Origin of the sequence: Pseudonocardia lutea (assembly GCF_042658055.1) — a bacterium.
In the GTDB taxonomy this organism is placed as follows: Bacteria; Actinomycetota; Actinomycetes; order Mycobacteriales; family Pseudonocardiaceae; genus Pseudonocardia; species Pseudonocardia lutea.
The window spans coordinates 13010-34573 of the sequence record NZ_JBHSQK010000096.1; the positions used below are offsets into that span (position 1 = coordinate 13010).

Genomic DNA, 21564 nt, shown 5'->3' on the forward strand with positions numbered 1-21564 from the left:
TGACCTGTCACCTTGACCGCGTCGGGAAGGTGATCAGCACGGACAGGCCTCGTCGACAGGAGCAGCGAGTGCGAATCGAGCAGCGAACGAACGCGAACAACAGGCGAGCCGCCCTGGCCAGGCTCGGAGCCGTGCTCCACTACTGCCGTCCACGCGCCTACCCGCTCGCTGCCGCCACCGCGATCTGCGTGGCGTCCATCGCCGGCTGCTCGCAGACGTCCCCCAGCAACCCACCGCCTCCGCCCACCCCAACGGCATCGTCGTCAGATGCCCTGGCGGTGTACGCCGAGTTCTGGCGGCTCAGCCAGTTGGCGATGCAGGCGCCGCGCAGCCAGGACTGGTCGGTTCCGCTCGCCACCGTCGCTCGGAGCCAGGCCCTCGACGACCTGCTTCTCGAGGTACGGAACTACGCCTCGTTGTCCGCGCACGTGGACGGCTCTGTCACCGTCGCGCCCCAACTCGATCCGACTAGCGTGCCCACCATGGACCGGGTGGCGGTCCTCGACTGCATCGACCTCAGCGGTTCGCGCCTGGTGTCCGACACGGGCAGCGGCGTCCTCGACGACGAGCAGAACCAGAGCACCAGATACCGCTACCGTGCCGAGCTCGCACGGGAGGGCGAGCGGTGGTTCGTGGAGCGGACGGCGCCCGCCCTGGCGGAGCCGTGCTGAACGAGGCGGCGCAGCGCGTCGCGGTCTCGATGGTCCTTATGCTTCCGGCCGCCGGGCCGCTACCCGCGCTGCAACAGCCTGCCCAGTGCAAAGTCATCATGAGTTCGGGGCGATGCCTCATCACGGCAGCGGAGCCGGGCCGGCCGGGCGGGCCGGCCGGGCCACCCGCCGTGCAACCCCGGCCGTCGACAAGCCCACATGCCCGAGAAACCATCTCGAGCCCGACCACAGCCGTGGTCCGGGAAGAGGCAGACGACGTCGTCGAGGAGCTTCAGCGCGTCTTCGGTTTTTCGCCGCAGCTCGCCTCGGCTGCCGCGACTACAGCGCCCAGGTCGACTGGCGGAGCAGCGCCGGTCGACGACCCCGGGATCCCCGTTCGCTCGGCGATCAACCAGCTTCAGCTCGATGAGCCCAGCATCCGCCTGGCGGGCGGCGCGCCGGCCGTGGTCGGCGTTCCCGTGTGGCTCTGGCTCGACGACATCCCCGACTCCGCGCCCACGGCAACCGCTGCCGTCGGCGACGCACGCGTCACCGCCACAGCCCGACTCACCTCGGTCGAGTGGACCCTGGGACCCAGCGGAGCGACGGTGAGTTGCGCAGGACCTGGCACTCCGTGGAACGGACAAGTCGGCGCCTCACCGGACTGCGGCTACGTCTATCGCGAGCGCTCCCTTCCCGAGCGCACCGGAGGCACCGGGCGGTGGCCCGTCACAGCCACTGCGGTCTGGCAGGTCGGCTGGCGCGGAATTTCGGGCGGTGCACCCGTGGCCGGCGGCCAGGAGCTGCGCCTGACATCCGAAACGTCGATCGCCGTGGACGAAATCCAGGTGCTGGTCGTGGGAGGTGGCGAGTGACCACGCGCATGGATGATGCGCCTGTCGATGACTTCGTGCCCGTTCGTCCCCGGCGCCTACACCGACGACGCGCGCTCGCGATCTCGGCGGCCCTCACGATCCTCGGGGCTCTGGGCGGAGTCGCGGTGCTGAACACGGTCGCGCAGCGGGTCCAGATCGTCGCCGTTGCTCGCACAGTTCCCGTCGGCTCTCAGATCAATGCTGATGACCTCGTCGCCGCGCAGGTTCCCGCCGATTCCGGACTCACGGCGCTGCCCTGGGCAGAGCTCGACCAGATCGTGGGGCAGACCGCGGCGGTCACCCTGATGCCCGGGCAGATCGTGGTGCCCGGATCGGCCGGAGCTTCGCCGCTGCCCGGGCCGGGGCAAGCGATCGTGGGCATCGCGGTCGAGATCGGGCAAGCGCCGGCGAGCGTCCTGACCGCCCAAGATCGCATCGGGGTGATCGACACCGAGACCTCGACGAGCACCGGCATCACCGCCGAGGTCGTGCGGGACCTGGGTGCGGACGGCAGGAGGACCGTCGACGTGCTGGTGGATGCTGCCGACGCCGCGGCCATTGCTCGGCTCGCTCGGACCGGTCATGCAGCGATCGTGCTGCTCGAAGATCGGTGACCGATGCTGATCACCTTCGTGTCGGTCAAAGGCAGCCCGGGTGTCAGCACGCTCACTCTGGCCGCGGCAGCAACGTGGCCGCGACCGGCCATAGCGCTCGATCTCGATCCGCAGGGTGGGGATCTGCTCGCCGGACTCACCGGCGGCGCCGTCCCCGCCGAGCACACCATCGTCGACGTCCTGCTCGAGGCCCGGCTCACCGGACCCGAGTCAGCACTCCGTCAGCATGTAAGCCGCCCAGTCGAGCATGGGCCGCATCTCCTCGCGGGGTTCGGCACAGCCGGGCAAGCCAATGCAGTCCCGTGGCAGAGCTTCGCTGCGACAGTGACCGAGATCGTGGACGCCGACGTCCTGGTCGACCTCGGCCGCTTCGTGATCTCACATCCCGCCAACGCGATGCTGCGATGCAGCGATCTGGTCGCGGTCGTCACCGGAACATCGCTGCGGGCGATCCGGGCAACGGCCAGGACACTCCCAGCGCTGCAGAGCGAGACCGACGGTGCGCCGACGGGGCTCGTGATCGTTGATCCGGGCCGTCCCTACTCCGCCACCGACGTCTCGCGTGCGTGCGGAATGCCCGTGATCGGTGAGATCCCGTTCGACCGGCGCGCTGCGCTCGTCTGGACCGAGGCGGCCCCACCCGCCCCCCGGCACATCCGATCGCCACTCACACAAGCGGTTCGTGCCTTCGCTACACGAGTGCTCTCCGGACCTCAGACATGGGCAAGGACGGCGAGCTCATGACCGCTGATCTGATCGAACGGCTACGCGTCGCCGTCATCGGCCGGCTGGAGCGACACGAAGGCCGGGAGCGGCTCACAGCAGCGGATCAGCGACAACTCGTCAGGTCGTGGGTGGAGCAGGAGCTCGCCGTCGAGGCGCGCCGACGACTCAACTCGGGCAAAGCCCTGCTGTCGCCGGAAGCAGAGGCCACAGTCGTCCGGCAGGTCGACAACGCGATCTGGGGACTCGGCCGCCTGCAGGAGCTCCTCGACGACCCCGACATCGAAGACGTGCACATCACCGGCTGCGACCGCCCGTACCTGCGGCTGCGGGGCGGCGCGCTGCGCGTGGCACCCGACCCGATCGCCGAGTCCGACGCCGCGCTCGTGGAGCAGATCCAGTACATCGCTGCTCACCACGGCTCGTCGGAGCGCTCCTTCTCCCCCGCCCAGCCCTTCCTTAACATGCGGCTTCCCGACGGCTCCCGTCTCGCCGCCATGCGAGAGGTCGTGCCACGGCCCACCGTCACCATCCGGCGGCACCGCCTGCAGAGCATCACGCTGCACGACCTCGTGCGCATGGGCACGCTGTCCACACAGGCAGCCGGATTCCTTCGAGCGATCGTCGCGGCCAAGGCGAACGTCGTCGTGACAGGAGCACCGTCGTCGGGCAAGACGACCTTGCTGAGGTGTCTCACCCGGGAGATCCCTGCAACCGAACGCATCGCCACGCTCGAGACCGAGTTCGAGCTGGGCCTGCACGAACTGCCCGGCTCCTCACCGCTGGTCCTGGCGCTTGAAGCCCGACCAGGCTCGACGGAGAGCATGGGCGGCCAACGAGCCGGCGAGATCACGCTCGCGGACCTGGTTCACCAGACCCTGCGAATGTCCGTCACACGAGTCGTCGTCGGCGAGGTCCGAGGCGCCGAAGCCCTGCCGATGCTCGAGGCGATGAACTCGGGCATGCCCGGCTCGATGTGCACCCTGCATGCGGGCTCCGCCGGTGACGCGTTCGAGCGGCTGGTGACAGCGGCGATGAAGGGAGCAGGCAACGGCTGGACGGTCTCCTTCGTGACGAGGCTCGCGGCCCAAGGCATCGACTACGTCGTACATCTCCGGCAGCTCGACCATCCGGCGCTCGGTGGCCGCGGTCGAGTGGTGTCGGAGATCGCCGAGGTCACCGGCGTCGTCGAGACCGGCGCTGTCTCCATGAACCGGATCTTCTGCCCGGACTCTTCTGCCGATGATCCGCGTGCACGCTTCCACATGCTGCCGCAGATGCGGTGGCGATTCGACGAGGCGGGGATCGATCTCGGGTTTCTCGTCGGGGCGCAGTCTCGGAACGGGCAGGTGCGTAAAGGATGATCTCCACAGTGCTGCTCGCCGCTGCGTCGGGCGCCGCTTTTGGTATGGCGGTGGCCCGGCTGGCAGGCCCGCTCAACCAGCGCTCCGCTGAACGCTCCACACGGCTCAAGGCCCAAGCTCGTCACCTCGCCCGCGCACTCCGGAAGGTTCACGCCACTTCGCCGACGCAGCGTCTCCGCATCCTCGCCTGGGTCATCGGCGGCATCGCCGCCGCCGCGCTGACGGGGTGGCCCCTCATCGGGCTCGCAATCGTCTGCACGGGAATGTGGTTGCCCTGGCTGCTCGGGTCGGCGCGCGTGGCCCGCGAGCAGATCGAGGTCCTGGCCAACCTGGCAACGTGGTGTCGACGGATGGCTGATGTGCTCGTCGGTGGAGGCGCCGCCGGGCTCACCGAGGCGATCATCGCGTCCGGCAACTCGGCTCCGGAGCGGATCGCCGGACCGGTCCGACGCCTGGCCGCAGCGCTGAGGCACGGGCGGGAGGACAGAGTGACCGCCCTTGCCTCGTTCGCGGACGAGATCGACGACCGGGTTGCTGACAGTATCTCGGCCGCTCTCACGCTCGCGCTTCTTCACCAGACGCCCGGTGTGGGCATGGTCCTGCGGCAGCTTGCGACCTCCGTCGAGCGCGAGGTCCGTGGCCGGCGAGAGGTCGAGGCCGACCGCGCGGAGTCCCGACAGTCGATCGTGATGCTCCTCGTCATCCAGGCCGGCGTGTTCGTCCTCCTTGCACTCGCCCCTGGGTTCGCCGACGCGTATCGGACTCTGGGTGGCCAGCTCGTCATGGCGGCGCTCCTGGTAGGCACCGCCGCTCTCCTGATCTGGATGCGCCGGCTCGCCCTCGGCTCGGCTGCTCCTCGCTTCCTTGGTCGCCTCCGATGACCACGACCGTCTTCGGCGCCATCGCGGGCGCACTTCTCGGTCTCGGCCTGGCTATCGCTTTCGACTTCTTCCGGCCCTGGCATCCCGCCCTCGTCGACGGGTTGCGGATGTTGGACGAGCGTCACCGGCCCGGCCGTCCCGGCCGTTCCGGCGAACGGCGGGCGCCGTCGGTGCGGGCTGCCCGGCTACTTCGCCATCTGCCCGACGCCGTCGACGCGAAGGATCTGCGGCTTGTCGGCGTGGAACGGGACGAGGTCCTCGCCCGCCGGGCGTTGGAGACTCTCGGCGGTGCGGCGTCCGGTCCGCTCCTACTGCTGGTGATGGAGCTGCTAAGCATCGAGCTACCCGGCGTTGTCGCCCTTGCCTTCACCGTTGTCGGCCGAGCGGCTGGCTGGACAGGAGCGGCGCGTCGGATCCAACGGCACGCCGATTCTCGTCGCGAGGAGATGCGATACGCCCTCGTCGCCTACCTCCAACAGGTCAGTCTCCTGCGTCGAGGTGGCGCCGGGGTGGCCACCGCGCTGCGCGCCCCGGCGAGCCTGCTCGGAGGAAGCTGGGCGATGGGGCAGATCGCGCGTCAGCTCGACCTCGCCGAGCGCAGCGGGCAGATGCCCTGGGAAGGCCTCCGCCAGCTGAGCGAGACGATCGACCTGCCCGAGCTCGACGATCTCGCGGTCATCACCCGGACGGCGGGAACGGACGGCGGTGCGGTGATCGAGACACTCCTGGCCCGGGCGGAAACCCTGGAGGACGAGCTGCGCGAGGACGCCCGCGCCGAGGCGAACCGAGCCAGCGGCCGGATGAGCACGCCGGGCGCCCTGCAGGTCCTCCTCATCGCCGCATGGGTCCTCTATCCCGCCACGACGGTCCTGCTGTCCCTGTGAATCCCTCTGGAGGTCTCCACCATGCGTACAGCGTCAACACGTCTGCGGCTGGCCGTCACCGAACTCTACGTCGCCCTGATACAGCGAACGGGCCCGATCGACGAGCGCGGTGGCGGTCGCAACTCCGACGAGGGTTTCCACATCGGGGCCGGCGCGGTGATCGGCGGCGTAATCGCGACCGCGGTCGGCGCGTTCGTCGCCAAGAAGCTCGGAGCACTCGAGTGAGCAACTCCGAGCGCGGCGGCGCCACCAGCGTCGAGCTCGCGCTGCTCTGGTCCGGAACCCTCGCTCTCGTCCTGGTCGGCGTTCAGGTCGCCATGCTCGCAATGGCTTCACAGCTCGCCTTGTCCGCAGCCGAAGACGGCCTTCGCGCCGGCCGATACCGCGGGATCGAGTCTCCGGACGTCGCCCGGCAGGCTGCCGCGGCCTTTGCCAACCGCACCACCGGCAACCTGCTCCGCGAAGTCGAGGCAGAGGCCCACGAGGAACCTGGCGGACGGCTCACCGTCACGGTCAGCGCGAGCGTCGCGGCGTTGCTTCCCGGGCTACCGCTGACCGTGACTCGACAGGCGACGGGTGCCCTGGAAAGGCCGGCGGCGTGATCCCACGAACCGACGAGCGTGGAGGCGCACCGGCCGTCGAGGCCGCCATCGTGGCCGGGATCTTGGGGCTGCTGGTGGCCTTCACCGTCGCCGGCGTCCGAGTCGCCGCAGCCGAGTCCGCGACCGAGCAGGCGGCCCGAGCCGCCGCGCGCCTGGCGTCGATCCAACGACAACCGGCAGGCGCCGCGACGGTGGCCACAACGGCGGCTCGCGAGGCACTCAGCGCGCGCGGTGTCCGGTGCACCGCACTCGACGTCGGGGTGGACGTGAGCAGCACGCCCGCACTCGGCGCAGCGGCAGAAGTGCGCGCTGAGGTCGTGTGCGACGTGCCGTGGTCCGACCTGGGCATCCCCGGCATCCGCGGAACGCACCGAAGCCGGGCCACCGCAACGAGCAGTATCGATCCCCTGAGGGAGCGCTGATGGACGAGATCGGAGGTGGGTCCCTGACCGTCCCCGGCGCGCTGCTGGCCCTCGTGCTGGTGGTTGCCGCCGGGCTCGGAGTTGACGGTGTGCGGAAGGCTCAGCAGATTGCGACAGCAGACTCGATCGCGGAGGAAGCCGCGCGTGCCGGCGCTCAGCAACTCGACATCGCCGCGCTCCGCGCAGGCGAGGTCCGTCTGGAGCCTGCGCGAGCCGCCGTCGAGGCGCAGCGATACCTCGACCGGTCCGGGGCGACGGGCTCCATCGAGGTCGTGGGCGACGACCGGGTGCGGGTCGAGGCAGTCGTTCGTCGCCCCACAGCGCTGCTCGGCCTCATCGGCATCGATGAGCTCGACACACGTGGCTCTGCGGAGTCCGAGCCGCTGCTCATGCCGTCGGGAGGCGTCGGATGATGGGTCTGGGCCGGGCGAGCCGTGTGCTCGTCGCACTCGTCGGTCTGGCTGCGGTACTCATCGGCCTTCCGCTCGCGCTCCTCCGGCTCGGCGCACGCCATCTACCCGATTCGCTACCGCGGCTTGACGAGGCATCCGCTGCGATCCTGCACCCGCAGGATGGGAGGCTGTTGCTCGGCCTGATCGTGGTGGCCGGCTGGCTGTTCTGGACCTACCTGGCCTTCGGATGCGTCGTGGACACGGCAACGATGGTCCGCCATGGCGCGCGCGCCGTCTCGCTGCGGCGGACCAGCCCGCGCGCGATCACCGGTCTGCTCATCTTCTGGCTCGCGTCAACTTTCGCGACGAACCACGCCCCTGCGACCCCAGCAGCACCGGTGCTGGTCGCGGCGGCGCTTGAGCTGAATCCCGCGCCTGCCGAACCGGCACACCTGTATGTCGTCAAGGAGCGCGACACCCTCTGGGACATCGCCTCCCGCGAGCTCGGAGATCCGCTCCGCTGGCGGGAGATCCTCGATCTCAACCGGGGCAGAACACAACCGGACGGGAACCGGCTCACCGACGCGGCCCGCCTCATCCCGGGTTGGCGGCTCACGCTGCCGACGGAGACCGTCGACAACGGCGTCGTGGTCGTCCATGCCGGTCAGACTCTGGCGTCGATCGCGAGAGACCAGCTCGGCGACGCGAGACGCTACGGCGAGATCTACGAGGCCTCCCAGGGCCTCGCTCAACCCGGCGGCGGAGCTCTGCGAAATCCCGACGTCATCAAGCCGGGCTGGCTTCTCCACATCCCTAGGACCGGCCTCAGTAGGGAGACGCCGCCGACCGAAGGTCAGCGAAGCCCGACCCCGGCCCGAGAACCAGCGCCCACACCATCCCGCCCGCTGCCAGGGCCTGCTGCTGACCCGACACCACTAAGGGTGCCGCCCGTCGCACCAGAGCCAGCGCCCGAGCCCCCGGCGGATGACAGCACAGACACAGCCCCCTTTGATGTCGTCGGGGGAGTTGCGGTCGGCGGCGGTGTCGCGGCAGGTGTCCTCGGCCTTCTCGCACACCTACGCCGTCGCCAGCGCCGTCTACGCCGCTATCGCCGACAGATTGCGCTGCCAGATCCGATCGACGCCGTCGCGGAGGTGGCAGCTGTGCGAGCGGACGTTCGCAACCCTGACCTCGCGCTGCTCGAGAGCGCTCTTCGCCTTGCCTCGGCCACCACACCGCTTCCCGACATCACCGGTGCGGTGGTCGGCAGTGACAGCGTCGAACTCCTGGGCACGCGCGAGACGGACCTGGCCGGTGGCTTCGCGCGTGGTCAGGACGGCGAATGGCGGCTCACCGCTGACCAGGCCGCCCGCATCGACGTCGGTATCGGCTACCCGGCGCTGACGTCGGTCGGCCGCCTCGATGACGGACGGACGGTGTTCGTCGACCTGGAGGCGGATGGGGTTCTGCATCTCGTCGGTCAACGGGGACGTGCACGCGACCTGCTTCGCAACATGACACTCGAGCTGGCAACAGCAAATTGGGCGGAGAACACCGAGCTGATGGTCGTGGGGCTCGAGGACGAGTTCGAGGCCCTTCCTCGCCATCGGATCCGTTGCTTCCGGAGCCTGCGGCAGGCGCTGCCCCTGTTCATATCGGCGGTAGACGGCGCCGAACGCAGCCTGGAATCGGCGCACCGGCCGGCACCGGAGCTTCGCGCAGCCGGCGAGATCGGCGACGAACTCGTCGTCACGATCCTTGTCGTTGCCGGGGTCGATCTCGAGAACCAGCCCAGCCTCACGAGCATCTGCAGCCGACTGCTCGAGCGGCCCCGCACCTGCGCCGCCATCGTGACCTCAAGCTCTGCAACGTCACTGCCGGGTCCTCAGTTGACGGTCCAGGAGGACCGGACCGTGGCCGACGTCGACCTGCCGGGCGTCCCGATCATCGCCGAGCAGATGCCGAGCGACATCGCGGTGTCCCTACTCGCTGCGATCCGCACCGCAGCCAGGAACGAAGACGAGCCCGTACCGGCGGTGGACGGCACTCAGACCTGGGCTTCCGACATGACGATCGACGGCTCCTGGGCTCCGCCGACCTCCGATCAACCCGCCGCCCAGCCAAGCAAGGACGATCCCGCGCCGAGCCCCTCCAGGGCTGATGGGGATGCCGAAGCAGCCAACCACTCTGAACGGCTGACCCGCGAACGCAGACACCTGCGACGTGTCGAGCACGACGACCCGCATCTGGACGACGACCTGTCTGAATGGCTCAAACCTGGCCAACCAAAACGCCCGCTCATCAGCATTCTCGGCGAGCCGGCGCTGCGTGCACCGGGCACACCTCCCACCGGACGAGCGGCCTGGCAATGCGAGGTCGTGGTCTACCTCGCGCTCCATGAACGCGGAGTCACCCGCGACAAGCTCGCCACCGACCTCTGGCCCGAAGGCAAGACCGTGAGCTCATCGAGCGTGCGACGCACCATCGCCGAGATCCGCCCATGGGTCGGCAAGCACCCCGACCAGCCAGAGACGGAATTCATCCCGACCATCAGCACGAGCGGCGACGACCGCTACCGCATCGTCGGGCACCTCCTCGACTGGGACCTCTTCCGACGACTTCGCAAGCGCGCCCAGGCCCGAGCAGCCGCTGGACGTTCCACTGAGGCCAGAGCCGACTACGTCAGCGCCCTCGGCCTCGTGCGAGGTCCGATCCTGCGACCAGTGCGCGACCGCGGCTACGCATGGCTACGCGACGCCGACCAACACCACGACATTCTCATCCCAGGCTTCGTCATCGACACCGCCCACGAACTCGTCGACCTCGCGATTACCGACGACGATCTCGAACTGGCTCACTGGGCCGCCGATATCGGCCGGCTTGTCGACCCCGACTCCACCCACGACCGTCCCTTCCTCGACCTCATGCGCATCGCACACGCCGAGGGCAACACCGGAGCCATGCGCCAGTACGCCGAACTGCTCCTCGCCGAGCGCGACTTCGAGATAGGCGAGGACCTCCCGCCCGAGAGCTTCGCTGTCTTCCACGAGCTCTTCCCCAATGGCCTCAGCCGAGCGGTCGACGACGAATGATTGCGGCGCTCCCTTATCTGCTCGGCATGTCCTGTGGGTTGCTCCTCACGCCCATCGTCATCCGGCTGGTACGAGCGACAGCTCGTGAGAACGTGCTACCAGGCCGTCATATCGCCGTCATCAGCGGTTGGATGGCGAGCGTAGGCGCAGCCGCCGGAGCGAAACCGCTAAGTGTCACCACTCTGCTTCTGGCCGCTGTCGCTGTCCTCGGCACCGTGGCGGCCGAGGTGGACGTTCTCGAGCGCCGCCTTCCGGATATGTTGACCGGCTCACTTTCGCTCGCGGTTGCCGGAATAGGGATACTAGCCATGCTGCAGAACTCAGAGCCACTCCAGCGCATGGTCGTCGCCGCGACGGTCACGCTGGGCGCGGCGGGCTTGATACTCCTCGTCGCACCGGCTGCAATCGGATGGGGTGATCTCAAGCTGGCACCGAGTCTCGCTGCCGCAACGGCAACAATCAGTTGGACATGCTTCATGAACGCGGCCGGGCTAAGCGCCGTCCTACTCTTTGCGACCGCAAGCGCGGACTTCCTGAGGCGCCGCGATGCATCGCTCGTGCCGTACGGACCTTCCCTCGTGGGAGCCGCGTCTATTGCCCTCGGTCTCAGCACGACCGGGTAACAAATCGACCGGAGAAGACACCCACACGCGACTACTCAAACAATGAACACGCGGAATCAAGATCCGCGACAGCGGCGGGATCCCGATAGCTGCCGTTGCCCCTCATACGATCGGGAACACAGGAGCGCACCTGCCGCGGGCGTCGGTTCGTCGTGGACTTCTGCCGTGGACCTCCGGCGGTACTCCGAGGGCGCTCCGTCTCCCCCGCACCTAGTGAGTGCTATCCGTCGACCCGTCGCCGACCCGACCGCGACCTGTGAACCAGAGATTGCAAGATCGTCGTGCGCGGTAGTCCGGGCTGACCCGGAATCTACCGCTGAGCTCCGAGGACGTCTGTCATCGGCGGTGGCCGGTCCGGACGTCCCCGGGTGAAGGTGGGGCGCACAGGGGGCTGCAGGGAGCAGACCATTCTCTTCCCGGAGCCCTCGTGCATGTCGCCTTGCTTGTGGTGGTGGCAAGTGGCGGCGGGGCAGCCGGTCGCGCAGCGACCTGAAGACCCCTGGACGCCGCGGGCGCGGCGTGTGACGATCTTGTAGGGCCCAAGACGGGTCAGTAACGCTGCGTGCTCGTCCGACGACGTAGCCTGCGCACTGGAACGGCGACGAAGGAAGCAAGTTGGCTAGGTCTATCGCGTTCTTCAATAACAAGGGCGGCGTGAGCAAGACGACAACCTGTTTCAACGTCGGTTGGATGTTGGCTGAACGCGGCCACCGTGTGGTTATGGTCGACGCGGATCCTCAGTGCAATTTAACGGGAATGGTCCTCGATCTTAGCGGCGAGGACGCCCTCGAGGACTTCTACAAAACGAACCCTGGGCGGAACCTGAAAGATGCACTTTCTCCCGCATTCAATTCAAGACCCATTCCCCTTGCGCCAGTCAATTGCGTGGAAGTTGAGTCTCGCTCTGGCCTCTTCCTAATCCCGGGCCACGTCGCCCTTGCCGAGGACGAGTCTTCGCTGAGTATTGCACATCAACTTTCGGAGTCGCTGCAAGGTCTGCGCAACTTGCCGGGCAGCTTTCATCATCTTTTCAAGATCACCGCAGAGAAATACGACGCAGATTACATTCTCATTGATCTGAGTCCAGGCCTCGGCGCTGTCAATCAGAACCTAGTGGCGACCGCCAACTACTTCATCGTCCCTTGCAGTCCGGACATCTTCTCAGTAATGGCGGTCGAGTCCCTGGCTCGCGTCCTACCTCGATGGGGCACATGGGCTAGTCGTGCGGTGGAACTTGAGGCACTGAAAGACGCGGACTACGAGTTCCCAGCCCCGGACCTAAAGTTTCTGGGGGTCGTGATTCAGCGGTTCAGATTGAAAAATAGTCGGCCTACCAAGGCTTTTCAAGCGTACTTCGACAAGCTGAGTGCTTCCATCAGCGATGTTCTGAAGCCAGCTCTCGAAAGGTCGGGGATGTTGCTGACGCCTGAGCAATACAGTGAGGCAGGCGTTGCCGACTCAATGGTGATTTCCGAGATATCTGACTTCAACACGCTTATCGCCACATCGCAACAACTCCGTAAGCCTGTGTTTACTCTGACGCCCGAAGAAGCGGGCCGTGGCGGCCGAGCTGGCGACATCACGAGAAGTAATATTCAGACATTCAGAGAAACATTTGAGCTTCTCGTCAGCCGGATCGAATCTTTGACGCAGTAGATGTCGACGGCAAGGCTGTCGGAGTTCGACGCCAACATCGCGAGGGCTCGTGAGATCGTGGGTCTAGGCGACTCAATCATAGGCTTGTCCGGCGGACGGCTCGATGCCACTGATCTGTACCGGTCAGCATTGGTTCAAGCAGTTGCTGCGCTAGATACCTACGTCCACTGCGTCGTGCTGGACTTTGGTGTGGAGATACTGCTTGGGCGACGGCCTTCTGGCTCTGCATCCAAGTTCGGCTTCCATCTCGGCATTGTGTCGGATCTCCTGGATGCACCCAATCTTATGGAACGTGAACTTCGGGCACGAATGCACGTCGCGCAGAGGCTGAGCATTGAGACGTTTCAGCGACCGGACGCAGTTGCGCAAGCGTTCGCGATGGTTGGAATCTCGAAATTATGGACTCTCGCATTTGGTGCTGACGCGGAGAGGACGATCCTACGGTTACGCGTTATTGTCAGGCGGCGCAATGACATCGTTCATTCGTGCGATGCGGATCCGGGTAACGTTGGGCAGTTCAAACCAATGACCTCGACGGATGCGGTCGCCGCGATCGACGATGTGGCGGGGATCGTTCATGGCATTCATCAGATCATCTAGAGACCGTTCATCGCAGGGTTCGGCGCCGCCGCGAGCGGAGCGGCAAGGCGGCGCTAGACCCACACGTAGCGCGCTTTGACCGGTAAGCGGGTAATCCGGCCACTGGAGGGCAGCTACGATCGCAAGTTTCTGGATCGGCGAGCGCGCTTCATTGTGAGGCTCTCAACGTCAGCACGCGCTAGGGCTGCCAACTCGCCCGGCTTCAGCTTCGAGAAGGCATGCGCTGCCTGGAAGAGGTATGGCTTATCATCGAGATGCGGTCGTAGTGCCGGCCCGGCGAAAAGGCTGACCTCGGCGAGAAGCGGGTGACCTCGTTCTAGCCATGCGTCCGTCGCAGCCTCTAGCTCATAAGGATTTGAAATGTACTCATCATTGGGAGGCGATAGTCTCCACTGAAGGAGCGCGACATAAGCTTCTGCCCGCTTCTCCCAGATTCGTGCTTCGTGATCCCTTCGTTTCGTAAGCTGCTGCACCAAGGCTGCGCCCGCCAAGGCGAGGGCCCCACCAATAAAGCTACTCAGTACCGAGGTCCATGGTGACACGAGGCCATCCTATAGGACCTTCTCCCAGCAGTTCTAGTTGATGTGACTGGAGTGCCAATTTGACTTCCACCGATAGAGATGTCGTTCATCAGAATGAGCGACGTGAGATCGACAAACGGTTGGATCTGAAGCAGTCGCAGATCAGGGAATTCAAGGTTGGGCAGAGGCTCCGACTGACGTGGCTTCTGAGTAGTCTGTGCGTTGCTGCCTTATTGGGTTGGGCCACTGTCGTCGGGATTTGGCAGTCATATCCAGCACCTTTCAGCTACATTGGCCTCCTTGCCGGTCTACTTTCTACGGTGTTCGCATCTCGTGCTGTTCTAAGCCGGCGCCCCACTCTTTCGCAGATGCGCTATGATCTGGTGGTTCTGGAGAATGATCAGATTCGTGCAGCGGCGCTGACTGAGGCTGACCCGGTCTCATCCCTGAGGGTCTACCGAGTTTCTTCGCAGGAGGATGTTTCTCGGTACCGGCAGCAGGCAGCGCGAAATCGTCGAGTTCACAATACATTCCAAGGTGTAATTATCGTGGGGTCGATTGTGGTGACTAGTCTGACAAGTGCTGGCCTTGAAGCAGAGTGGAGCCGTTGGACCGCTGCTGTTGTCGCAGGACTGGTGAGTGTGGCCGCTGGCTTCACTGGCTACTTCAAGTTCCGCGAGCGTAGTTTCAATCAGCAGCAGACTGCAGATGCGATTGAGAAAGAATTCAAGGCGGTCGAGTTGACGATCGACCCCTACGGCAACGGCGAGCTCGAAGATCTTCGAACGTTCGCCAGGAAGGTCAAGGACCTGAAGGAGGAGCAACGTAAGCGAGAACTGCAGTTAGAGCAATCGTCGAATCCGCCGGATAGTGCGCGTCAGTAGCTCGAAAAGATCTCCTGCGATCGGAGATCACAAGGCTCGGCTTCGGTCTGTGATGGTGGGTGTGCCTGGCTAGTAGATTTGAAGGTCTCGCTCGGCGTCTCCTGGCGGAGCCAATGCCGAGGAGATGGGAGCGCGTTGCTGCGGTTGCGTCACGAGTCGAAGCAGCTGCGGAGCCTCTTGGGATGAGGCAATGATCTTGCAGAGTGCGGGATGGTTGCACGATATCGGCTATTCGCCTCAGGTTGAGGTCACCGGCCTCCATCCGCTCGACGGTGCTCGCCGCCCGCTAGCCGAGGACGTGCCTGATCAGGTTGTAGGCCCTGGCTGGGACGCACTCTTCGGCTGCCGCCGAGGCTGAGGTGTTCGGCGTATTGATCAGCTCGCGGAGTTCTCCGACGAGCGGACGCCGAGGCGGGATCCGCTGTGGTGGTGCGAGTAGGTCGAACAAATGCTCGGGTCTGGCGTTGTATCTGCCCAGCGCGGCGTCCGGTGTAGGGGAAGTACGGCGACCTCCGCGCCCCCTCTTCGACCGGGCGGAGCCACACGATAAGCAGCCAGAACAGGTGGACCGCGACACCACAGCAAAGCCTCAGGCCTACTCCACCAATGCCGAGCTGCCCGACGCGTACCGCGACGAGATCATCGGCGATAGCGCTAGCGCGATACAGATCGGCAACGTCCTGCATCGCGCCGCCATCGGACTCCGGGGTGATCGCTCGCCTCCCAATCGGTGTGCACCGAGCCGTCCGCGGCCTCGCCAACGTTCTCCGCGAGGTCGTGGATCCACGCCAGGCAAGCGCTCCAGAAGATCTCGATGCCTGGGCGCAGGGGCTTTCCTGATCTTGGAGGGGAGTTATCGGCGCGGCAACTGCGTGCCCCCGCGTAGCAACCTAGTGGGCCTGAATCTGAGGTGCCGGCTTGGGAACCGCCAGGCCGGCGTTCGCCTGGAGCCGCTCGGTCGTCGTGGGAGCCGCACGCTTCTTCGGCGCGCGAAGGTCGTCGATGTCGCTGGTCGGGTAGAACACGTCGCCGGCGACTTCGAAGGCTCCGTGCACGATGAGGTTCTTCCCCGGCTGCACGAACGCCAGGGCGGCTTGCTTTCGGGCGTAGGCGAAGGAGTTCGCGCAGGTGTTGAAGGCGTCGCGGTCCCGCACCTCGTAGGCGATGCGACCGAGCTGGACCCGGATGTAGGGCTTGGGCGGGTCGCCCTTGGTCTTGCCGGTGGTCACCGCGCAGGCCGGCATCCCAACCGCGTTCGCCGCGATGGCCGGCTCCGGCATACCGCGCAGGGCGCGGGTGAGTCGCTGGTCGGCCGAGGCCGGGAGGGCGTCGATGGCGTCTTTGGCCTCCTCCCACACGCGCTGGAAGTGCTCGGCGGTGCTCTCCTGGTGGATGTAGAGCAGGACCTTCCCGATCCGGACGCTGACGGCGGCGTCGTCGGTGCCGGCGTGCAGGATCTGCACCTCGGTGCGCTGCGGCCCGGCCAGCCGCGCGACCGCCATCACCGCCTGCTCGGCCCGGCGACCGACGGTGCTCACCGCAGCCCCTTGAGACGGCGCAGGACAGCACTCCAGAACATGCTCATGCCGGTGAGGGTCAGCGTGTCTGGCTCCGGGCTCGTTCGCGGCTGATCGCGACTCGTGCCTGGGCCGAGCGGGCGGAGGGTTCGAGCGAGCGAATGATCCGCGCCGCGGACTCGATCGCCGCCCGGGCATGCGGACGTCGGCGATGTCGTTCGGCGACGACGAGGGCGAGGCGAGCGAGCGCGAGCGTCAGCTCGACCCCGGCCTGCTCGCCGTCGCTCTGCAAGCGGCGGACGAGCAGCAAGCGGCGGGCAAGCTGCGTCAACTCCCCGCCTCCCTGCAGGCGCAGCTGTGTCGAAGTGGCAGCGCGGATCTGGTCCGCGGCAGCGCTGAAGCGATAACGGTCGCCCACATCCGCAACGGCGGACATCGCGGTTAGCACGTCGCACAGGCCCTGCCCCGCGGCGGCGAAGTCTCCGTGGCCCGCGCCCAGTGCATCGGCGATCCGGCCGACACGTCGCGCTGCGGTCGAAGCGGCTACTCGCGAGAGCGGGCCGCGCGGCTGGGCGTCCCAGCGCTGCTGCAGCCGCGGCATCGACAGGTCTGGGGCGAGCTTGCTGCCCGAGTAGAAGACCGGCTCGCCCGCCGCCAATAGGTCCGGTGGCAGCGCCACCGCGTAGCCCAGCGCGTCCCCGGACGGGCCGCGGCGAATCATGACCAGGAGCCCCTCGCGCTGCAGGGCCTGCTCGAACTCCACCACCGACGTCGACCGCAACGCCGCCCGGCGTGCCGCGGCCCGCAGCACCTCTCGTGCCGGGCGACGCGACTCACGCTCGGCCTTGGCCAGCTCGCCCCGGTGCGGGCGCTTCGCGGCGACCTTCGCCGCCGGGGCGGTCGCTCGCAGCCCCAGCCGGGCCTCGATCCGCTGGGCGCTGGCGCGCAGCTTCGGGTAGTCGTGGCGGGGCCAGAACCGGCGGCTGGTGTCCTGGCGCACCAGCACCGCGGCGATGTGGATGTGGTCCTCGGCATGTCGGATCGCCACCCACCGTGGTCCGCCCCGATCACCACGGATGGCGACGCCGGCGTCGTGCAGCAACTCGCGCGCGATCGACGCCCACTCCGTGTCTTGCAGTACCCGGTCCGACTCGGCCAGCCGCACCGAGCAGTGCCACACATAGCCCCGGCCGGCGTCCTTCGGTGCTCGCAGCGGTAGCCCGGCCGCAACCGCGGGCGCCTGCAACGCCCGGATCAGCGAGCCGAGCTCCAGATCGTGCTCCCCCGCCCCACGCCGGGCGGGCTGCCAGCCAGCATCGCGGCCGTCCCAGGTGGCGACCACCCGCGGATTCCGGTGCTCATCGGCCACGCCCGGGCCGAACAGATAGGCCAACAGCCCGCCCGCCCGCCAACCATGGACGACCTTCGCGATCACCGGACACGCCCTGCGCCGGCGACCAGCCGGTCGAGCAGCTCGTCAAGCCGGTCGATCAACCGTGCCAGCTCGCCGCGGTCGACGAGCTCGGCGGCCGCGGTCAGCTCGAGACGCAGTCGCAGCAGCTCGGCCACCACCCCGCGCAGGCTGTCCGGCGTGGCTTCGGGCGCGGCGGCTTGCAGCGCCTGCTCCCCCAGCCACGCCCCGACCGCGGCGCCTGCGCTCAGCGCTGCCTCGGCCACCAGAGCGTGCTCCTGCGCAGTGAACGCGACCCGCACCGATCGCGTCCTTCGCACCGCAGATCGTGGACGTCGAGCTGCGCGCGGCTTCACCCCCGCAGGCTTGCTACAGATGGATCCTCGATCCGCTCGGGACCGCTCAGCTCACCGCCGCGTGCAGCTGCAGCCTGGGCCGACACATCAGCTCACCAGGACGCCGCCCACAGCCCAAGAGCGAAGCCTGCCATCAGCATCGCCGCTGCCACGACCAGGATGAGCATCCCTCGGTGCGGCCCGGCGAGGCCGGTCGGTGGCGGCCATGTCTGTCCGGTCCGTCGATGGCGGCGGGATCTTCCGATTCGACTTCTACCGGGCGGAGGCATGGAAGGGTTGCGCACGGCCGTCTCCTGTCACTGCAGGGGCGGTCAGGCCCCGCGGCTGGCGCTGCAACGCCGGCCCGGGGCCGCCCACTTGGTCACCTACGAACAGCACGCCCGCAGGACGCGAGCGCACCTTCGTCGAGACCACCACCGCCCCGCCCGCTTCGCGACAGTCGAGAGGGCCCTGGGGATGAAAGCCCCCACAGCACGCCCCGCTGTGGATCAATCGGCAGTGCGGACGCCCCCGTTCGCACCCCTCTCGGTCGCGCCCCCGCGACCGCAGAAGGTTCACTTCTGTATATCTTGCTCCGCCCGGGAAGCACAGGGCGAGCGAGCGGATTGGTCCGGCTCTCGACGGGGGACGCCCGGCGCTCGACCTAGGTCGCCTGAAGGTCGCCGAGGAGCGACTCGTCTCGCCTTGAGCCGCTGACCGCCCGTCTGGCCGAACGACCGCGCACGACGACGACCACGATCAGCCACAACCCTCCAGAGCTGTCACCGAGCCCGACGCGTGAGAGGCGGACTGCCATGAAGGATCGGCTGTGGGGCGTGAGGGACGTCGCCGAGTTCCTCGGAGTGCCCGTCGCGACGCTGTACCAGTGGCGCCAGCGCGGCTACGGCCCGAAGTCCCGCCGGGTTGGGCGCTACGTCCGCTACGAGCAGGCGGAGGTCCGAGCCTGGTTCGCGGCGCAGGAGTGAGGTGCCGCATGTGCGGACCTAAGGTCCGCAGACGCGGACAGGGCACAAGATCACATCACGAAGTGAATCATATGACTATCCTGTGACTGGATCTTCGCAAGATCAGACGAGACCCGCTCTGACCTGGGGAGAAAGCTCCTCCGACTGGACTCGAACCAGTAACCCTGCGATTAACAGTCGCATGCTCTGCCAATTGAGCTACGGAGGACCGCCGGTCCGCGAGCGGCGTCCCGCTCGCTGACGGGAGAACCCTACAACACGGGGGTTCGGGCGGTTCCCACCCCCCTCCCCGCCCTCCGCGCGGACACGACCGCGGTACTGGGGCAGGATGGGACGACCGATCACGACCGACCCGCCGTGGAGGCGACATGCTGAAGTTCCTGCTGGGTGCCGCGGTCGGCTACGTGCTGGGCGCGAAGGCCGGCCGCGAGCGCTACGAACAGCTGCACCGCACCTACCAGCGCGTCGCGGACCACCCCGCGGTGCAGGGCGCGGCCGGCGTCGTGCGCGCCCGCGTCGAGGAGGTCGTGAAGGGCCCGAAGGAGTCCTCGCCGAGCGCCAACGGGTCGGCACGCTGAGCCGGGCCCGCCGCACCGCACTCCGTCGTCACCTGCTGGCGTGGAGCGCCCGGGTGCGGAAGGTCCGCCGGTACGCGGTCGGCGACACGCCCAGCTCCGCCTGCAGGTGCAGCCGCATCGAGCCGGCCGTGCCGAACCCGGCACGCTGCGCGACGTCGTCGACGGACAGGTCGCTCTCCTCCAGCAGCGTGCACGCGCGCTCGACGCGCTGCCGGGTGAGCCACTGCCCCGGTGAGGTGCCCATCTCGTCACGGAAACGGCGGGTGAAGGTGCGGGTGCTGGTGGACTCGCGCGCGGCCAGCTCCCGCAGCGTGACGGGGCGGTGCAGGTTCTCCAGCGCCCACGCCCGCGCCCGGGCCGTCGAGGACACCGCGGGCTCGGGCACCGGTCGTCGGAGGTACTGGGCCTGCCCGCCGTCGCGGTGCGGCGGGACGACGGTGCCGCGCGCGACCTCGTTGGCCACCGCGGCGCCGTGGTCGGTCCGGATCATGTGCAGGCACAGGTCGATGCCGGCCGCCTCGCCCGCCGACGTCAGGATCCCGTCCGAGTCGGTGTAGAGGACGTCGGGATCGAGGTCGACCGCCGGGAAGAGCTCACGGAAGCGGGCGGCGCACTTCCAGTGGGTGGTCGCGGGACGGCCGTCGAGCAGCCCCGCCGCGGCGAGCACGAAGGAGCCGGTGCAGATCGACGCGATGCGCGCACCCGGGCGGATCCGGGCCAGCGCCTCGGCGAGGCCGGCGGGCGGCGGCGCCGGCGCGTAGTCGAGGTCCGACGCCGGGACGATCACCGTGTCGGCCGTGTCGAGGACCTCCGGCCCGTGCTCGACCAGGACCGGGAAGTCGGCGTCCGTGCGCACCGGGCCGGGCACGAGCGTGCAGGTCAGCACCTCGTAGAGCGGCCGGTCGGCGGTGTCGCGGGCCTGCCCGAACAGCCGGTGCACGATCCCGAGCTCCATCGGCAGCAGCCCGTCCCGCACCAGCACCGCGACCGTGTGCCGTGCGCGCGTCATGGCCCGATCCTCGCACATGCTGTCCATCGAGCCACTGGTTCGGTGGTGCCACCCGGGCCGACGATCGGGGGCATGGACGTTCTGTGGGTGGTCGCGCATCCGGAACCGCGCTCGCTGACCGGAGTGCTCGCCGCGGAGGGCCGCGCCGCGCTGGAGGAGCAGGGGCACCGGGTCGAGGTGTCCGACCTGTACGCGATGCGCTGGGACCCGGTGCTGACACGGGCGGACTACGGGCTCGACCCGGACGAGCGGCTGTTCGTCTCGGCCGGGTCCCGACGGGCGTACGACGCCGGGACGCTGCCGCCGGAGATCCGCGCGGAGCAGGAGAAGCTGCGCCGCGCCGACGCGCTGGTGCTGCAGTTCCCGCTGTGGTGGTTCGGGATGCCCGCGATCCTCAAGGGCTGGGTGGACCGGGTGTTCGTCGAGGGCTTCGCCTACGGGGTGCGGGGCGCCGACGGGCGTACCCGCCGCTACGGCGACGGGGTGCTGGCCGGGAAGCGGGCCCTCGTCGTGACCAGCACCGGGGGCCCGGACTCGGCGTTCGGGCCACGCGGGATCAACGGCCACGCCGAGGAGCTGCTCTTCCCGCTGATGCACGGCACGCTCTTCTACGCCGGGGCCACGGTCCTGCCGCCGCTGCTCGTGTCCGGCGCGGACCGGTTCACCGAGGAGGATCGGGTCCGGGCCGGGGCGGCGCTCCGCGCCCGGCTCGCCGGCCTGGGGACGGACGCCCCGCTGCCCTTCCGCCCGCAGCACGGCGACGACTACGACGACCGGCTGGTGCTGCGCCCGCACCTCGCGCCGGGGCGGGCGGGCCTCTCCGTGCACACCGCCGACCGGCCGGACGTGCGTGCCGCCGGGTAGCCGCCGGAGTGTGCGCCGGCGCGACGACGGGCCGGGACCTTCGGCGGGTGCGCACCGCCGGCACCGCGAGCAGGGTCCGCG

The 21564-nt window shown here is 68.0% G+C and carries 23 protein-coding genes and 1 tRNA gene; 19 read left to right on the forward strand and 5 right to left on the reverse strand.

The genetic code is table 11. The annotated features are described in order from the left end of the window. The first annotated feature begins 68 nt into the window (after window positions 1–68). The 16 genes from ACFQH9_RS28205 (at window position 69) to ACFQH9_RS28280 (ending at window position 14783) form a co-directional block, all read left to right on the forward strand. Window positions 69–671, forward strand: a complete 603-nt coding sequence (locus ACFQH9_RS28205) for a hypothetical protein (protein WP_379570780.1) — start codon at window positions 69–71, stop codon at window positions 669–671. Beyond that, window positions 665–1525 carry a hypothetical protein gene (locus tag ACFQH9_RS28210; protein ID WP_379570782.1) on the forward strand — a complete coding sequence of 287 codons (861 nt, stop codon included), beginning with the start codon at window positions 665–667 and terminating at the stop codon, window positions 1523–1525. The genes ACFQH9_RS28205 and ACFQH9_RS28210 overlap by 7 nt, the downstream gene beginning before the upstream one ends. Beyond that, window positions 1522–2139: an SAF domain-containing protein gene (locus ACFQH9_RS28215; protein ID WP_379570784.1), complete on the forward strand. Its 618-nt coding sequence runs from the start codon at window positions 1522–1524 to the stop codon at window positions 2137–2139. The genes ACFQH9_RS28210 and ACFQH9_RS28215 overlap by 4 nt, the downstream gene beginning before the upstream one ends. A gap of 3 nt (window positions 2140–2142) precedes the next feature. Continuing rightward, window positions 2143–2883: a CpaE/TadZ family protein gene (locus ACFQH9_RS28220; protein ID WP_379570786.1), complete on the forward strand. Its 741-nt coding sequence runs from the start codon at window positions 2143–2145 to the stop codon at window positions 2881–2883. Continuing rightward, window positions 2880–4226, forward strand: a complete 1347-nt coding sequence (locus ACFQH9_RS28225; protein WP_379570788.1) for a CpaF family protein — start codon at window positions 2880–2882, stop codon at window positions 4224–4226. Before ACFQH9_RS28220 ends, ACFQH9_RS28225 begins: the two co-directional genes overlap by 4 nt. Continuing rightward, on the forward strand, window positions 4223–5107 hold the full coding sequence (locus ACFQH9_RS28230) for a type II secretion system F family protein (protein ID WP_379570790.1): 885 nt from the start codon (window positions 4223–4225) through the stop codon (window positions 5105–5107). The genes ACFQH9_RS28225 and ACFQH9_RS28230 overlap by 4 nt, the downstream gene beginning before the upstream one ends. After that, a complete protein-coding gene (locus ACFQH9_RS28235; protein WP_379570792.1) occupies window positions 5104–5991 on the forward strand; it encodes a type II secretion system F family protein in 888 nt (295 codons plus the stop codon). The genes ACFQH9_RS28230 and ACFQH9_RS28235 overlap by 4 nt, the downstream gene beginning before the upstream one ends. Before the next feature lie 21 nt (window positions 5992–6012). Continuing rightward, entirely contained in the window at window positions 6013–6216 is a 204-nt protein-coding gene (locus tag ACFQH9_RS28240) for a hypothetical protein (RefSeq protein ID WP_379570794.1), read from the forward strand. Further along, the gene (locus ACFQH9_RS28245) at window positions 6213–6593 is read left to right on the forward strand and encodes a hypothetical protein (RefSeq protein WP_379570796.1); all 381 of its coding nucleotides are present in this window, start codon (window positions 6213–6215) and stop codon (window positions 6591–6593) included. Before ACFQH9_RS28240 ends, ACFQH9_RS28245 begins: the two co-directional genes overlap by 4 nt. Further along, entirely contained in the window at window positions 6590–7015 is a 426-nt protein-coding gene (locus tag ACFQH9_RS28250) for a hypothetical protein (protein WP_379570798.1), read from the forward strand. The genes ACFQH9_RS28245 and ACFQH9_RS28250 overlap by 4 nt, the downstream gene beginning before the upstream one ends. Continuing rightward, the gene (locus ACFQH9_RS28255) at window positions 7015–7428 is read left to right on the forward strand and encodes a hypothetical protein (protein WP_379570800.1); all 414 of its coding nucleotides are present in this window, start codon (window positions 7015–7017) and stop codon (window positions 7426–7428) included. Before ACFQH9_RS28250 ends, ACFQH9_RS28255 begins: the two co-directional genes overlap by 1 nt. Further along, on the forward strand, window positions 7425–10499 hold the full coding sequence (locus tag ACFQH9_RS28260; RefSeq protein ID WP_379570802.1) for a LysM peptidoglycan-binding domain-containing protein: 3075 nt from the start codon (window positions 7425–7427) through the stop codon (window positions 10497–10499). The genes ACFQH9_RS28255 and ACFQH9_RS28260 overlap by 4 nt, the downstream gene beginning before the upstream one ends. Window positions 10500–10630: 131 nt before the next feature. Then, entirely contained in the window at window positions 10631–11122 is a 492-nt protein-coding gene (locus tag ACFQH9_RS28265) for a prepilin peptidase (protein ID WP_379570953.1), read from the forward strand. Between the two features lie 615 nt (window positions 11123–11737). Further along, the gene (locus tag ACFQH9_RS28270) at window positions 11738–12778 is read left to right on the forward strand and encodes a ParA family protein (protein ID WP_379570804.1); all 1041 of its coding nucleotides are present in this window, start codon (window positions 11738–11740) and stop codon (window positions 12776–12778) included. Beyond that, entirely contained in the window at window positions 12779–13378 is a 600-nt protein-coding gene (locus tag ACFQH9_RS28275) for a hypothetical protein (RefSeq protein WP_379570806.1), read from the forward strand. Between the two features lie 889 nt (window positions 13379–14267). Further along, window positions 14268–14783 carry a DUF4231 domain-containing protein gene (locus ACFQH9_RS28280; protein WP_379570808.1) on the forward strand — a complete coding sequence of 172 codons (516 nt, stop codon included), beginning with the start codon at window positions 14268–14270 and terminating at the stop codon, window positions 14781–14783. A gap of 890 nt (window positions 14784–15673) precedes the next feature. On the opposite strand, the gene ACFQH9_RS28285 is transcribed toward ACFQH9_RS28280, so the two are convergent. Genes ACFQH9_RS28285 through ACFQH9_RS28295 form a run of 3 tightly spaced genes read right to left on the reverse strand, consistent with a single transcriptional unit; the run spans window position 15674 to window position 18013 of the window. Next, the gene (locus ACFQH9_RS28285) at window positions 15674–16321 is read right to left on the reverse strand and encodes a hypothetical protein (protein WP_379570810.1); all 648 of its coding nucleotides are present in this window, start codon (window positions 16319–16321) and stop codon (window positions 15674–15676) included. A 58-nt stretch (window positions 16322–16379) separates the two neighbouring features. Then, on the reverse strand, window positions 16380–17735 hold the full coding sequence (locus ACFQH9_RS28290; RefSeq protein WP_379570812.1) for a relaxase/mobilization nuclease domain-containing protein: 1356 nt from the start codon (window positions 17733–17735) through the stop codon (window positions 16380–16382). Then, complete coding sequence (locus tag ACFQH9_RS28295) at window positions 17732–18013, reverse strand: hypothetical protein (RefSeq protein WP_379570814.1); 282 nt, start codon at window positions 18011–18013, stop codon at window positions 17732–17734. Before ACFQH9_RS28295 ends, ACFQH9_RS28290 begins: the two co-directional genes overlap by 4 nt. Before the next feature lie 848 nt (window positions 18014–18861). Here ACFQH9_RS28295 and ACFQH9_RS28300 point away from each other — a divergent pair. Then, window positions 18862–19032: a helix-turn-helix transcriptional regulator gene (locus ACFQH9_RS28300; RefSeq protein WP_037043590.1), complete on the forward strand. Its 171-nt coding sequence runs from the start codon at window positions 18862–18864 to the stop codon at window positions 19030–19032. Window positions 19033–19167: 135 nt separating this feature from the next. On the opposite strand, the gene ACFQH9_RS28305 is transcribed toward ACFQH9_RS28300, so the two are convergent. Next, window positions 19168–19240, reverse strand: a tRNA-Asn gene (locus tag ACFQH9_RS28305). A gap of 160 nt (window positions 19241–19400) precedes the next feature. Between ACFQH9_RS28305 and ACFQH9_RS28310 the strand changes: the two genes are divergently transcribed. Next, a complete protein-coding gene (locus tag ACFQH9_RS28310) occupies window positions 19401–19610 on the forward strand; it encodes a hypothetical protein (RefSeq protein WP_379570816.1) in 210 nt (69 codons plus the stop codon). A 28-nt stretch (window positions 19611–19638) separates the two neighbouring features. On the opposite strand, the gene ACFQH9_RS28315 is transcribed toward ACFQH9_RS28310, so the two are convergent. After that, a complete protein-coding gene (locus ACFQH9_RS28315) occupies window positions 19639–20646 on the reverse strand; it encodes a GlxA family transcriptional regulator (RefSeq protein WP_379570818.1) in 1008 nt (335 codons plus the stop codon). 45 nt (window positions 20647–20691) lie between these two features. On the opposite strand from ACFQH9_RS28315, the gene ACFQH9_RS28320 reads away from it, so the two are divergent. Beyond that, window positions 20692–21483 (forward strand): NAD(P)H-dependent oxidoreductase, encoded by a 792-nt coding sequence (locus tag ACFQH9_RS28320; RefSeq protein ID WP_379570820.1) that lies wholly within the window; start codon window positions 20692–20694, stop codon window positions 21481–21483. Window positions 21484–21564: the final 81 nt, after the last annotated feature.

What these genes read in the sequence shown, in the direction of transcription:
- ACFQH9_RS28220 (WP_379570786.1), top strand. Translation starts at nt 2,143, where the DNA reads ATGCTGATCACCTTCGTGTCGGTCAAAGGCAGCCCGGGTGTCAGCACG.
- ACFQH9_RS28225 (WP_379570788.1), top strand. Translation starts at nt 2,880, where the DNA reads ATGACCGCTGATCTGATCGAACGGCTACGCGTCGCCGTCATCGGCCGG.
- ACFQH9_RS28230 (WP_379570790.1), top strand. Translation starts at nt 4,223, where the DNA reads ATGATCTCCACAGTGCTGCTCGCCGCTGCGTCGGGCGCCGCTTTTGGT.
- ACFQH9_RS28235 (WP_379570792.1), top strand. Translation starts at nt 5,104, where the DNA reads ATGACCACGACCGTCTTCGGCGCCATCGCGGGCGCACTTCTCGGTCTC.
- ACFQH9_RS28240 (WP_379570794.1), top strand. Translation starts at nt 6,013, where the DNA reads ATGCGTACAGCGTCAACACGTCTGCGGCTGGCCGTCACCGAACTCTAC.
- ACFQH9_RS28255 (WP_379570800.1), top strand. Translation starts at nt 7,015, where the DNA reads ATGGACGAGATCGGAGGTGGGTCCCTGACCGTCCCCGGCGCGCTGCTG.
- ACFQH9_RS28260 (WP_379570802.1), top strand. Translation starts at nt 7,425, where the DNA reads ATGATGGGTCTGGGCCGGGCGAGCCGTGTGCTCGTCGCACTCGTCGGT.
- ACFQH9_RS28265 (WP_379570953.1), top strand. Translation starts at nt 10,631, where the DNA reads ATGGCGAGCGTAGGCGCAGCCGCCGGAGCGAAACCGCTAAGTGTCACC.
- ACFQH9_RS28275 (WP_379570806.1), top strand. Translation starts at nt 12,779, where the DNA reads ATGTCGACGGCAAGGCTGTCGGAGTTCGACGCCAACATCGCGAGGGCT.
- ACFQH9_RS28280 (WP_379570808.1), top strand. Translation starts at nt 14,268, where the DNA reads ATGCGCTATGATCTGGTGGTTCTGGAGAATGATCAGATTCGTGCAGCG.
- ACFQH9_RS28300 (WP_037043590.1), top strand. Translation starts at nt 18,862, where the DNA reads ATGAAGGATCGGCTGTGGGGCGTGAGGGACGTCGCCGAGTTCCTCGGA.
- ACFQH9_RS28310 (WP_379570816.1), top strand. Translation starts at nt 19,401, where the DNA reads ATGCTGAAGTTCCTGCTGGGTGCCGCGGTCGGCTACGTGCTGGGCGCG.
- ACFQH9_RS28315 (WP_379570818.1), bottom strand. Translation starts at nt 20,646, where the DNA reads ATGGACAGCATGTGCGAGGATCGGGCCATGACGCGCGCACGGCACACG.
- ACFQH9_RS28320 (WP_379570820.1), top strand. Translation starts at nt 20,692, where the DNA reads ATGGACGTTCTGTGGGTGGTCGCGCATCCGGAACCGCGCTCGCTGACC.